13 protein-coding genes are annotated in these 13,180 nt (G+C 46.8%); 7 read left to right on the forward strand and 6 right to left on the reverse strand.

Annotation, left to right across the window (positions count from 1 at the left end):
- Positions 1-26: 26 nt before the first annotated feature.
- Complete coding sequence (gene dapA, locus V7Q13_RS02930) at positions 27-896, forward strand: 4-hydroxy-tetrahydrodipicolinate synthase (RefSeq protein WP_333799187.1); 870 nt, start codon at positions 27-29, stop codon at positions 894-896.
- Positions 897-2,039 carry an alpha/beta hydrolase gene (locus tag V7Q13_RS02935; RefSeq protein ID WP_333799188.1) on the forward strand — a complete coding sequence of 381 codons (1,143 nt, stop codon included), beginning with the start codon at positions 897-899 and terminating at the stop codon, positions 2,037-2,039.
- On the opposite strand, the gene V7Q13_RS02940 is transcribed toward V7Q13_RS02935, so the two are convergent.
- The gene (locus V7Q13_RS02940; RefSeq protein ID WP_333799189.1) at positions 1,999-2,925 is read right to left on the reverse strand and encodes a ribonuclease Z; all 927 of its coding nucleotides are present in this window, start codon (positions 2,923-2,925) and stop codon (positions 1,999-2,001) included. The genes V7Q13_RS02935 and V7Q13_RS02940 overlap by 41 nt on opposite strands.
- Before the next feature lie 74 nt (positions 2,926-2,999).
- On the reverse strand, positions 3,000-3,383 hold the full coding sequence (locus tag V7Q13_RS02945; protein ID WP_157478603.1) for an STAS domain-containing protein: 384 nt from the start codon (positions 3,381-3,383) through the stop codon (positions 3,000-3,002).
- A gap of 214 nt (positions 3,384-3,597) precedes the next feature.
- Here V7Q13_RS02945 and V7Q13_RS02950 point away from each other — a divergent pair, with 214 nt between their 5' ends.
- From V7Q13_RS02950 to cmk, 3 genes are read left to right on the forward strand one after another with little or no spacing between them, the layout of a single operon-like run.
- Positions 3,598-6,162, forward strand: coding sequence for an ATP-dependent Clp protease ATP-binding subunit (locus V7Q13_RS02950; protein ID WP_333799190.1), 2,565 nt, complete (start codon positions 3,598-3,600; stop codon positions 6,160-6,162).
- A 54-nt stretch (positions 6,163-6,216) separates the two neighbouring features.
- A complete protein-coding gene (locus V7Q13_RS02955; RefSeq protein ID WP_333799369.1) occupies positions 6,217-6,717 on the forward strand; it encodes a DUF1648 domain-containing protein in 501 nt (166 codons plus the stop codon).
- Between the two features lie 36 nt (positions 6,718-6,753).
- Positions 6,754-7,446 carry a (d)CMP kinase gene (gene cmk, locus V7Q13_RS02960; RefSeq protein WP_333799191.1) on the forward strand — a complete coding sequence of 231 codons (693 nt, stop codon included), beginning with the start codon at positions 6,754-6,756 and terminating at the stop codon, positions 7,444-7,446.
- Here cmk and V7Q13_RS02965 read toward each other — a convergent pair.
- The gene (locus V7Q13_RS02965) at positions 7,443-8,675 is read right to left on the reverse strand and encodes a 4-hydroxy-3-methylbut-2-enyl diphosphate reductase (protein WP_333799192.1); all 1,233 of its coding nucleotides are present in this window, start codon (positions 8,673-8,675) and stop codon (positions 7,443-7,445) included. The genes cmk and V7Q13_RS02965 overlap by 4 nt on opposite strands.
- A 130-nt stretch (positions 8,676-8,805) precedes the next feature.
- Between V7Q13_RS02965 and pepT the strand changes: the two genes are divergently transcribed.
- Entirely contained in the window at positions 8,806-10,110 is a 1,305-nt protein-coding gene (gene pepT, locus V7Q13_RS02970; RefSeq protein ID WP_333799193.1) for a peptidase T, read from the forward strand.
- A gap of 26 nt (positions 10,111-10,136) precedes the next feature.
- On the opposite strand, the gene V7Q13_RS02975 is transcribed toward pepT, so the two are convergent.
- From V7Q13_RS02975 to trxA, 3 genes are all read right to left on the reverse strand, one after another.
- The gene (locus V7Q13_RS02975; protein ID WP_333799194.1) at positions 10,137-10,697 is read right to left on the reverse strand and encodes a hypothetical protein; all 561 of its coding nucleotides are present in this window, start codon (positions 10,695-10,697) and stop codon (positions 10,137-10,139) included.
- Between the two features lie 23 nt (positions 10,698-10,720).
- A complete protein-coding gene (locus tag V7Q13_RS02980; protein WP_333799195.1) occupies positions 10,721-11,248 on the reverse strand; it encodes a hypothetical protein in 528 nt (175 codons plus the stop codon).
- A gap of 86 nt (positions 11,249-11,334) precedes the next feature.
- Complete coding sequence (gene trxA, locus V7Q13_RS02985) at positions 11,335-11,652, reverse strand: thioredoxin (protein ID WP_157478459.1); 318 nt, start codon at positions 11,650-11,652, stop codon at positions 11,335-11,337.
- A 219-nt stretch (positions 11,653-11,871) separates the two neighbouring features.
- Here trxA and V7Q13_RS02990 point away from each other — a divergent pair, with 219 nt between their 5' ends.
- Complete coding sequence (locus V7Q13_RS02990; protein WP_333799196.1) at positions 11,872-13,155, forward strand: metal-dependent hydrolase family protein; 1,284 nt, start codon at positions 11,872-11,874, stop codon at positions 13,153-13,155.
- Positions 13,156-13,180 lie beyond the last annotated feature (25 nt).

Consider the following 13,180-nt stretch of genomic DNA (forward strand, 5'->3'; position numbering starts at 1 on the left):
AAGCACAAGCAAAAATCACAAGTAAAATGCAACAATTAAAAGGTGTGGGTGTAGCCCTAGTTACACCTTTCCAGCAAGATATGGCTGTAGATTATGCAGCCCTCGAAAGACTCATTGAATATGTTCTTCGCGGTAAAGCCGATTACGTAGTAACACTTGGCACTACAGGAGAAGTAGCTACACTTTCTGAAGAAGAGCAACTCGCTGTACTCGATTTTACTTTGAAAACCGTGGCGGGCCGTGTGCCGGTAGTGGTTGGTATTGGTGGCAATAATACTCAAGAAGTGTTGCGCAAATTGGCCACTTGGCCTTTGGATGCTGTAACGGCAGTGCTGAGTGTGAGCCCTTATTACAGCAAGCCTTCTCAGGAAGGTATTTACCAGCATTATGCAGCTATTGCCAACGCATCGCCTAAGCCGGTGATTTTGTACAATGTGCCCGGTCGTACTTCATCTAACGTAAGTGCCGAAACCACCATTCGGTTGGCCAACGACTTTCCTGGCAAAGTGATTGGTACCAAAGAAGCCAGCGGCAACATGGTGCAAGCCATGCACCTCATCAAAAATCGTCCGGAAGGCTTCTTGCTCATTAGTGGCGACGACCATGTAACCATGCCGCTCATTGCCTGTGGTTTTGATGGTGTGATCAGTGTGATTGCCAATAGTCATCCTGCACAGTTCAGCCAATTGGTGCACATGTGCCTCAATGGTCAGTTTGCAGAAGCTCGTCCTTTGCAAAACAGTCTCCTCGAAAAAATGGACATGTGCTTTGTAGAAAACAATCCTGCAGGTGTAAAAGCATTTTTGAGTGAAATGGGTATCATCAGCAACCATCTTCGTTTGCCGTTGGTGCCGCTGAGTGCAGCACACATGCCAAAACTGAAAAGCTTACTGTAAGTGAATAAATCAATACTGACCTTACTGGTCTGGATGGGGTTTGTGCAAACCAACGGGTGGGCACAAACCCTTTTGCTTTCGCTGAAAGATTTGCCGAATGGTATTTCAGCAGAACAAGTATTTGTAGCTGGCAATTTCAATGGTTGGAATCCGAAAGACAGTAACTATCGTTTTAATAATCAGGGAGAGCTGCGCATACAAGCTACTGCTGCTGCATTGCTGGAGTTTAAATGCACTTTGGGTAGCTGGGAAAAAGTAGAATGTACGAGTAACGGTGCAGGCATCAACAATCGCATTATCAAATTGCTGAAAGACACAAGCGTTACAATTCGTATTGAAAGCTTTCAGCACTTGCATGCAGGCAAGCCCATTGTTTCAACAGCCTCAGCCAATGTGCATGTATTACCTGCTGCTGTACAACGAAAGGAAGAAAGTAAAACCATCCGTTTGTATTTGCCACCCGATTATACGCAGGGCACCAACAAGTATCCGGTGCTGTACATGATGGACGGGCAAAACCTGTTTGATGTAACCACGGGCAGCTTTGGCGAATGGCAGGTAGATGAAGTCCTCGATTCCATCTTTCTAGCCACGGGAAAATCAATGATTGTTGTAGGTATAGATCATGCAGGCCCGGTACGGATGAATGAATACAATCCATATAACCATCCCCGTTTTGGCAAAGCCGACGGACGTGCATTTGTGCAATGGATTACGGATACATTGAAGCCCTGGGTAGATGCACAATATCGTACCAATAGCAAAGCTTCACACACGTGGATTGCAGGTAGCAGCATGGGCGGGCTCATCAGCACCCAAGCTTTGCTGCAAGCACCGCAACAATTTGCTGGTGCAGGAATATTTTCTCCTGCATACTGGACAGCACCTGAAATTTTCAATGCAGCTAATGCGCAACCATCAGCCTTTCGGAAAAAGCGGCTGTTCTTTTATGCCGGCGGCATGGAAGGAGAATCCATGGTACCCGACATGCAACGCATGGCTGCATTGGCTAAAAAAGGAAAACCAAGATCATTCGTCGAAATTATTTCGCCGGAGGCGCAGCACAACGAAGCCGCCTGGCGCAAACAATTGCCCTCTTTTTTTAGCTACCTGCTTCGGTTGGGCGGCGCAGCAAATAAGTAACTCCTTCAATTGCCAAATCTGTTGTAGGAAATACTGCTCGGGCTTCATCTTCAAACTCCTGCAAGTCTTCGTACTTACTACTAAAATGACCGATGAGTAATCGCTGTGGCTGGCATTGCTGCGCCATCATAGCGGCTTGTTTGCTGGTGCTGTGAAAACGGGCTGCGGCTCTTTCTTCCAAATCTTGCAAAAAAGTGGCTTCGTGGTACATCAATGTAATCTGTTGCAGATGAACGCATAATTCCGGCAGGTATACAGTATCGGCGCAATAAGCATAGCTCAATGGTGCTGGCGCTGCAGTAGTTACTGTTTCGTTCAGTATTACTTCGCCATTTTTGTTGATGTAATCTTCACCCAGCTTCAGGCGGTTGTAGAAGTATTGCGGTATGCCTGCGGCCACAGCTTTTTCCTTAAGTAAAGTCCGGGGTGCTTTTTGCTCCGTAAAGCGGAACCCAAAACAAGGAATGCGATGCTTTACCGGGAAACAGTCCACCCGCACATGCTTGGTGCTAAGTAATGTGCCGGCAGTTTCAATAGTATGTATCTGCAAATCAAATGGGAGCGTAGTATCGGCAACCTGTAACTGGAGTCGGATGATTTGCTCCAAACCGTCAGGAGCATAAATGTGCAGCGGCTGCTCTCTGCCCAGCAATCCAAACGAAGTAATAAGGCCAATGAGCCCGAAATAATGATCGCCATGCAAATGGCTGATAAAAATGTGGTTGATTTTGCCCCGACGGATTTTGTACTGGGTAAGCTGCATTTGTGTACCCTCGCCACAATCTATCAAAAACACTTCGTCGTTCCAGTACAGGGCCTGCGCCGTTGGATGACGATCATATGCCGGTATAGCCGAATTGTTGCCGAGAATGGTGAGTCCGTACATAAGCGGTGCAGTGTAGTGGGTAAATGCAAATGACAATCAATCGGCTGCGTATGCTGCAAAAAAACGGATATGAATTATTCCGTATCAAAATCACCCATCAGTTCCCGCTCTATTTCTTCCATTTGCACAATGTCCCAGGCTTCGCTCAGGGTAGGCGTTACGTTCATCATTTCCAGGAGTTCGGCCTTGTCAAACGCTTCTTCTACAGCAGGTTGCATGCAGCAAATCACAAAAGAATAGTTGAGTTCATAGTAAGCTTGTTGAGCCTGCGCCAGTGCCTGCTGCATATCTGCATGTACTTCCTGCACCTGCTCCAATGACAGCACTACATTAAATGGCGGTTGTTTTTGTACAACAGACAGCATTTCGGCAAAGTCGGCTGTCATATTAGCAGTTAATACGCCATCGAGGAGGCTGATTTCGTGAAATTTTTCCTTGGTATCTAATTTGACGTTCATAAACAACGGTGTATAAGTTGTTGCCGCTTTTCAGGATTACCGATTCCTTCACAACCTAAATTGTTCCTGAATCGTAATGCATTCAACCGGCATCTTAAATGTTGAAACGGGCAGGTTGTGGAGGTTGTTCCTTAATTCACAACATGTGTATTTCAGCAAAGGATTGAGCCCCGAAAATAATCTTTAATATTGTAAGCAACAGGAGAGCACACATATGGACGGTAATTTTTCACCACAGGTAAAGGAAATAATTTCCTACAGCAGAGAAGAGGCATTGAGGTTGGGCAATGATTTTATTGGCACCGAGCATCTGTTGCTTGGCCTGATAAGAGACGGCGAAAACACAGCTATCAAAGTGCTGAAACAATTGAACGTAGACCTGTACGAATTGCGCAAGGAAGTAGAACTGGCCGTGCGGGATAAAACAGGAAAAAATATTGCCAACATCAACAGCCTGCCGCTCACCAAGCAGGCAGAAAAAGTGATTCGTGTAACGGTACTCGAAGCAAAATCGCTTAAGAGTGGCACCGTAGAAAGCGAACACCTGATGCTGAGCATTTTGAAAAACAAAGAAAATATTGCTACACAAATACTGATGCAGTATGAAGTAGACTACGATGTTTTCAAAAATGAATTGGGCGTATTGCTCAACAGCGATTTCAACACCCGTGCCGAATACTCCGACGACGATAACGATGATTTTGAAGAGGAGAAAAAAGGTAGCGGTTATGGTGCTGGTGCATCCAAACAACGGCAGCAGCAAGGTGGTGCGCAAAAAAGCAAAACACCTGTGCTCGACAACTTTGGCCGCGATATCACCCGCCTGGCAGAGCAAGGCACATTGGATCCCATTGTGGGGCGTGAAGCAGAGATAGAACGGGTGTCACAAATTTTATCTCGCCGTAAAAAGAACAACCCCATTCTAATTGGTGAACCCGGTGTGGGTAAAACCGCCATTGTAGAAGGTCTGGCACTGCGCATTGTGCAGCGTAAAGTAAGCCGGGTGTTGTTCGACAAGAGAGTGATTAGTTTGGACCTGGCTGCATTGGTAGCCGGCACAAAATATCGTGGTCAGTTCGAAGAACGCATGAAAGCCATCATGAACGAACTCGAAAAGAACAGAGACGTGATTCTGTTCATCGATGAAATTCATACCATCGTAGGTGCTGGTGGTGCCAGTGGCTCACTGGATGCCTCCAACATTTTTAAACCTGCATTGGCCCGTGGCGAACTCCAGTGCATTGGCGCCTCTACTTTGGATGAATACCGCATGCACATTGAAAAAGATGGTGCCCTCGATCGTCGTTTTCAAAAAGTGATTGTGGAACAACCCAGCGTGGAAGAAACCATTCAGATTCTGCAAAACATCAAAAGCAAGTACGAAGACTACCATAACGTAAGCTACAATGATGAAGCCATTGAAGCCTGCGTAAAACTTAGCGATCGGTACATGACAGACAGATTGCTGCCCGACAAAGCCATTGATGTATTGGATGAAGTAGGAGCCCGTGTGCACCTCAAAAACATCAATGTACCACAGAATATTCTGGATCTGGAAAAACGCATTGAAGAAATAAAGCTGGAGAAAAACAAGGTGGTAAAAAGCCAACGTTTTGAAGAAGCTGCTTCATTGCGGGATACCGAAAAACGCCTTGGCGAAGAACTGGAAAAAGCCAAGAACGAATGGGAAGAAGACAGCAAGCATGCCCGCTATCCGATCGATGAAGAAAACATTGCTGAAGTGGTGAGCATGATGACCGGCATTCCGGTAAAACGCATGGTGCAAGCCGAAACGGAGAAGCTACGCCGCATGAGCGACGATATGAAGGACATGGTCATCGGACAAGATGAAGCCATCCTGAAAGTGGTGAAAGCTATTCAACGCAACCGGGTGGGTTTAAAAGATCCAAAGAAACCGATCGGTACATTCATTTTCCTTGGTCCAACGGGTGTAGGTAAAACAGAATTGGCCCGTGCCTTGGCTCGTTATATGTTCGATAGCGAAGATTCACTCATTCGCATCGACATGAGTGAATACATGGAGAAGTTTACCGTAAGCCGTTTGATTGGTGCGCCTCCGGGATACGTGGGCTACGAAGAAGGCGGACAACTCACTGAGAAAGTGCGTCGTAAACCTTACAGCGTTATCCTGCTCGATGAAATTGAAAAAGCGCATCCTGATATCTACAATATTTTGTTGCAAGTATTGGATGATGGTCAGCTTACGGATGGCCTCGGTCGCAAGGTAGATTTCAAAAACACCCTTATCATCATGACATCTAACATTGGTGTACGCCAGTTGAAAGATTTTGGTGAAGGCGTGGGTTTTGCTACCGCTACCCGTATGCAGAGTGCTGAAGAAAACAGCAAGGCTGTTATTGAAAAAGCATTGAAGCGCACCTTCAGTCCTGAATTTTTGAACCGTATTGACGATGTGATCATCTTCAACAGTTTGTCGAAAGAAAACATCTTCTCTATCATCGATATTTTGATGAAGAATGTGATGAAGCGGTTGAACAACCTGGGCTTTAGTTTGGAACTCACCAAAGAAGCAAAAGACTTCATTGCCGATAAAGGATACGATTCACAGTTTGGTGCTCGTCCGCTACACAGGGCCATCCAAAAGTATTTGGAAGACCCGCTGGCAGAAGAAATTCTAAATATGAATATCAAGCAGGGCGATGTACTCGAAGCCAGTTTTGATAAGGACAATCAGAAGATTGTGTTCAGCATGAAGAGCCGCGAATCGGAACCAACCGTAGAAGAAGGCAAAGCCTAATGCATACATGATTTATCTTTAAAGCCAGTTGGAAACAGCTGGCTTTTTTATGTGATGAATCGTCCGAATATTTCAATACCATTTACCAAAACAGATAGCCGCTTAGAGTTGGTTATTTGGTTATTGTCTGCAGCGATATTGGTAAGTGTGATATACCACTATGCGGTGTTGCCCGAAAGAGTGCCCATCCATTTTAGTTTTAATGGAAAGCCAGATGGTTGGTCTGGGAAAGAATCGGTTTGGCTGTTGGCTGGTATTTATTTTTTCGTAGCCACCACATTGTTTTTTATGAATAAACACCCGCAGCAATTCAACTATTCCGTACCCATCACCGAAGAAAATGCAGCACAAATGTATCAGGTTGGGGCATGGATGGTGCGGCTAATAAGGGTGTGGGTGGCTATTATTTTTCTGGGCATTCAATGGATGGTATATGATAGTGCCATGAGTGGCGGAGCCAGCAAACTCAATTACTTGTTGATGGCTTGCGTAGTTGGGTTGCTTTATACGGTTGGGTGGGGCATCTATCGTTTTCACATAAAGGCCCCAAAATAATTTGCATGCTTAGCTGCGCAGGCAGACATTTGCAACATGCGCAAAATTATTGTCACCATCGACGGGTATTCTTCCTGTGGCAAAAGCACACTGGCTAAAAAGCTGGCCAGCAAACTGCATTACAAATACATTGATAGCGGTGCGATGTACCGGGCCATCACGTTGTATTTTTTGCGCAATCGTATTGATTGGAATGACAATGCCGAAGTGGACAACGCTATCAGCAACATTGAATTACATTTCGAAGTAAACCCCGATACCAAACAGAGTGAAATTTTCCTGAATGGCGAAAACGTGGAATATGTGATTCGTGATTTGGTAGTGGCTGAAAAAGTAAGTGAAGTAGCCGCAGTAAAAGAGGTTCGCACATTTGCCGTAGCGGCACAGCAAAAGCTGGGCAATGCCAAAGGCATTGTGATGGATGGCCGTGACATTGGCACCACCGTTTTTCCCAATGCCGAATTGAAAATATTCTTACAGGCAGATCCTGCCATCCGTGTTACCCGTCGCTTTAAGGAACTGCACGAAAAAAATCCGGCCGTTACCATTGAAGAGGTAAAACATAACCTCGAGATGCGTGACTATATCGACAGCAACCGGGAGATAAGTCCGCTGCGCAAAGCCGACGATGCAATTATTCTAGACAATACTGATCTTTCGCCAGAAGAAACCCTGAACAAAGCTTACGAATTGGTACTGGCCATGAAGACCAAGCCACACAAAGCTTAGTCGTGCAAAAATGTTTCAGCCACTTGCTCTAATGCCTTTGCATCTGGAAAATAACCGAGTAGTTTTTCTATCACCGCCTGCACTAAAGTGTCAGGGCAGCTGGCACCACTTGTCAGCAAAATGGTCAATGGCTTTTTGGCGGGCATCCAGCCAATGGTTTGCAACTCTTGTTTATTCCGCCAATCAAAATGAACAATGCTGTTGGTATCAACAATACTGGCAGTTTCCTTGATGTAAAAAGTTGGCAGTTTCTCTTCGCACAGTTCTACCAAGTGGCTGGTGTTGCTGCTATTGTAGCCGCCCACCACAATGGCCAAATCGGCATCGGTGTTTAGCATTTCCCGAACGGCAGTTTGGTTGTCGTTGGTTGCATAGCAAAGGGTATCACGTGTATCTGCAAAACGTTTTTTGCCATCGGCATCGGATTCACCAAAATGTTTTTCTACCAGGGCTTTCAGGTAATCGGCAATGGCTTGCGTATCAGTAGCCAGCTGCGTAGTTTGGTTGATAACACCAAAATGTTGCAGGTCTTTGCTAATGTCAAAACCATCGCTGTGCCGGCCTTTAAATGTGTCGTAAAATTCCGCAGCAGGCAGTTCACCGGTGATGTATTTGCCAAGGGTGATGGTTTCTGACATATCGTTTACAACAACGGCAGGAGAGTGGTGCGCCGCCCGGCTGAAAGTAGCCCTCGTTTCTTCATGCTTGGGCTTGCCGTGAATGACAAGGCTGTAGCCTTTTTCGCCCAGCTGTTCGCCACGGTTCCACACTTTTTCTACAAAGGGGCAGGTGGTGTTGTATTTGTACGGCGAAATGCCGAGGCTGTTCAATTTTTCTTCAATGGCAATGGTGGTGCCAAAGGCGGGAATAATCACCACATCTTCCGGCGTCAGGTTTTCAAAAGGCACAATGGTTTTGCCGTATGAATCTTGCAAAAACGCAACACCATTTTTCTGCAGATCGGCATTTACCTGCGGGTTATGAATCATTTCACTCAACAGAAAAATGCGTTTGCCCGGGTTTTCTGCCACGCAGCGGTACGCAATTTCAATAGCATTTTCTACACCGTAGCAAAAGCCGAAATGACGGGCCAGGTATATTTTCAACGAACCAAAATCGAGCAGGGTGGGTGCAAAATCTTTCTTGAGTTTGTCTGCCGCTTTGCGGTTGGCCTTGATGGCTGAAATAAGCTGACTTCTATAAAAAGAGGGAACGTTAAATTGTTTCATATCGATGTAGGCCGTTGGCCGCTGCAAAAATAACCCTCGCCGGCCAAGTACTGTTTCTTTTTAGCAACAAGCCTGCTGCAGAAAGGTTGCTGAAGTGGTATGCGCAGCAATTTTTTATAAATGAAAAGGGATGGATTTCCTGAATTTTCTCAGCTTCATGTACATTGCCATCTTTCAAAATACAAGCACCATGCAACGGACGGCACAAGAATACAGCGTAGCAGAAAGATTAATCAGGTATGTGCAGGTTGATACCCAAAGTGATCCCAACAGCAGCAGCTTTCCCAGTACAGAAAAGCAGAAATATTTGTCGGCCATACTGGCAAAAGAGCTGCAAGCCATGGGCATAGCCGATGCACATATGGATGAGTACGGTTATGTGTACGCTACCATTCCTGCCAATGTGGAGCATGATGTGCCGGTGATTTGTTTTTGCAGCCATGTAGATACGGCGCCGGATTGCAGCGGGACCAACGTTCGGCCCATGATGCATCGTCAATACGATGGACGTGACTTGATATTGCCTGACGATCCTACGCAGATTATTTCACCCAAAGCATACCCGTATTTACAAAAGAAGATTGGCAACGACATCATTACCGCCAGCGGTAGTACTTTATTGGGTGCCGATGATAAAAGTGGTGTGGCAGTAATCATGGATATGGCCCAATACCTGATGCAGCATCCTGAGCTCAGGCATGGTGCCATTAAAATATTGTTTACGCCAGATGAAGAAGTGGGACGTGGAACCGCCAAAGTTGATTTGCAAAAACTCGGTGCACAGTTCGGTTACACATTGGATGGTGGCGAAGCCGGCGATTTGGAAGATGAAACCTTTAGTGCTGATGGCGTAGAAATAGTAGTGCATGGGGTAAGTGTGCATCCCGGCACAGCCAAAGGCATTTTGGTAAATGCATTGAAAGTAGCCGGTGCCATTCTCGATCGTTTACCGAAAGCAGAATGGAGCCCTGAAACCACCGAAAAAAGGGAAGGCTTTGTGCATCCGGTACAACTTACAGGTATTGCTGAAAAAGCTTCCATTCATTTCATTGTTCGTGATTTTGAAACGTATAAGCTGGCAGAGCATGAAACCCGTTTGCAACAATTGGCAGCTCAGGTAGTGGCAGAGTTTCCAGGCGCTACCATGGATTTTGTGGTAACCGAGCAATACCGCAACATGAAAGAAGTATTGGACAAACATCCGCAGATTGTAACGTTGGCAAAGCAAGCTATTGAAGCCAATGGACTTACTGTCAAAATGGAAGCCATTCGTGGTGGTACCGATGGTAGTCGTCTGAGTTTTATGGGCCTGCCTTGCCCCAATATTTTTACCGGTATGCAAAACCTGCATGGCAAGCACGAATGGATAAGTGTGCAGGACATGCAAAAAGCTTCTGATGTGTTGGTAACGCTGGTACAGTTATGGGCGAAGTAAAGAGTTCAATATTGGCGAGGCAATAACTATTGCCAAAGCGCCAAAATCACTAATACCGCCAAAAATGACAGCACCAAACCAAGCCCACCGGTAAGCAAACCTGCAAGTCCCGATGCAAAACCGCTGCCTTTTCTATTGTCGAATTTTTTAGCTCTACTGATGGCAATAATGCCCGTTATAATGGCGGCTGGCCAAAGCGCAATTGTGAGTGCCGATACGTAAGGAATGAACATTACCACAAAACCCGCAATACCCATAATCATGCTCCAGTTGCCCATCCGTTTATTTTGAATCATCGCTGCTTCTTCTTCCGGAGTCAGCTCAGTATAAAAATTATAAACGGTAAAAATCCGCTTCTCTTTTTTGCTCAGTTTTCGTCCTAAAAACTGCTCAAAGCCAGCCAAGGTGAAGGCAGTTTGTTCCGCTTTTTTGTACAGCATTATTTGTTGCACCGTTTCTTGTACAATGATGGCTCTGTCTTTTTTGACTGGCACAAATCCGGCTGCGTTGCCATCGGCATTGAAAGCAAACAAGGCGGATGTAATACAGCCGATGAGCAGCCATTTGGAAGAAAAGAAACGTTGCATAAAGCAGAATTAGTGGTATAAGCTTATACGGTGGTGAGTGGCTTGTAGCGGCTGGCCAGCCAGCTTTGAGCAGCAGGCACCATCCACTTGTGTAGCCAGTCGGCCTTGGTTTGTACCAGGTTATTAAAGTAAATGGTATCCGGTGTAATAAAGCCTTTTTCGATACCGTATTGCAACTGTTGTAAGGGCAGCATTTCTACTTTGCCTTTTACCAAAAAAGCCAGCGACAAACGGTCGAACATATTTACCCGAAAACGTTGTTCAATTTCTTTTACCATGCGTACCGAACTATCGGTGCTACAACCGCCCACCGTGGTGGCACTTTCATCGGCCATAATCACCAAAAACTGACCGAAGAATAAATTGGCGTAACCCTTCACCGGGGCGCCATGACTTTTCCAGTTGGCTACAAAATCTTCCAGCATTGGTTCTACCTGCAAGGCTTCGCTCATCATGAGCATGCGGTTGCACTGATAAATCCACACACGGCTGTTGTCGGCAAAATCGGCCGGCACCAGCTCTCTCCACGTATTAAAAATTGATTGTTCCATAAGCTGCAAAATAAAGCAACCTGTCATCAAATTGAATGATGACAGGTTGCAGTGCTAAAATTTAACCCGATACAATCGGGACTTTCTTACATGTGTTGCTCAATCTTCTTCACGAAGTTTGACTTGGGCTGAGCACCTACCAGTTTGTCTACCACCTGACCGTTTTTGAAAAACAGGATGGCAGGAATAGAAGTGATGCCGTAGTTGATGCTTACTTCAGGATTGTGGTCTACGTTGAGTTTGCCCACCTGAATTTTACCGGCGTATTCTTTGCTCAGGTCTTCAATTACGGGACCGATAGCACGGCAGGGGCCACACCATTCTGCCCAAAAATCCACCACAGTCAGTTTATCACTTTCGAGCACGTCTTTCTTAAAAGCGGCATCGGTAAATTCTAAAGCCATTGTATATCCTTTTTTTGATTGGTTAGAAATGTTCGTAGAGAGAAAATCAAAAATAAAGCCATTTGAAATTTTCTGCCATTTGGCTTTTCCACGAAAGGTGCACAGGTCATTTGCCTGCCAGTTGGGCATACAAATGTGAAGAGCCTGTGAAGGAAAAGGGTGAAGGGCCGTGGCGGAATGGCACCCAATGGCTAATTTGTCAGCCTAAATTGTACCAACATGAGCCAACGCTGGTTCCGCTTGTTTTTATTCCTGATGCTGGGCTTGCATACGGCGCAGGCACAAACAGCTACAGATACGCTTCGTCTGCTGATGCCCGATCGGGTGTGGGATGGCGAGCAAATGCATACTGGTTGGGCGGTAGCGGTGCAGGGCCATCTCATTGTATATGCAGGGCCCAAGGCCGGTTTTTCCGCAACAGCTTATGGTAAGGCACCGCTGCAAACCATTTCGTTGGCAGGTAAAACCCTGCTACCCGGTTTAATTGAAGGCCATTCACACCTGCTGTTGCATCCGTACAACGAAGTGAGCTGGAATGAGCAGGTGCTGGAGGAGTCGGCGGCAGAACGCATTGCCCGTGCCGTGAACCATGCCCGTGCCACGCTGATGGCGGGCATTACCACCGTTCGTGATTTGGGAACGGAAGGCGCCAACTACGATGATGTGGGCCTCAAGCAAGCCATTGATAAAGGCGTCATTCCCGGGCCCCGCATGCTGGTGGCTACCAAGGCCATTGTGGCCACCGGTAGCTACGGACCCAAAAGCAAATCGGCCGATGTGGATTATCCCAAAGGCGCTGCCGAAGCCGATGGCGTAGAAGGACTGACCAAAGAAATACGCAGCCAGATAGGCAAGGGGGCCGATGTGATAAAACTCTACGGCGATTATTACTGGGGTGTGGGCCGCACTGCCCGCCCTACGTTTACACAGGAAGAATTGTCGGTGGCGGTGGCGGTAGCTTCCAGTGCAGGCCGGCCGGTGGTGGTACATGCCGTTACCCCCGAAGCCATGCGCCGGGCTACGCTGGCAGGCGTGGCTACCATTGAGCATGGCGATGAAGGCGACCTTGCTACTTTTCAGCTGATGCAACAAAAAGGGGTGGCGTATTGCCCCACACTGGCCGCCAGCGAATCGATAGCGCTTTACCGTGGCTGGAAAAAAGGGCAGGAGTCCGAGCCGGTATCCATAACTAAAAAGCGACAATCTTTTGCCGCTGCCTTGCAGTCGGGCGTGGGTATTGTGTTTGGCGGCGATGTGGGCGTATTTGCCCACGGCAGCAATGTGCAGGAGTTATTGCTGATGGCCGAATACGGTATGCCCATACCACAAGTACTGAAAGCCGCTACCGCCGGCAATGCCGACTGGTTGCAACTGCCCAACCTCGGCCGAATACAAGCCGGCAAGTGGGCTGATATCATTGCTGTAGCCGGCAATCCTTTGGAGAACCTGCAAGCCCTGTATCAGGTGCAGCTGGTAATGAAAAATGGGGTGCGGTATAAGTGATTGTGTGATGTTGCCTTTGTGGGTG

The organism is Phnomibacter sp., assembly GCF_036803085.1.
In the GTDB taxonomy this organism is placed as follows: domain Bacteria; phylum Bacteroidota; class Bacteroidia; order Chitinophagales; family Chitinophagaceae; genus Phnomibacter.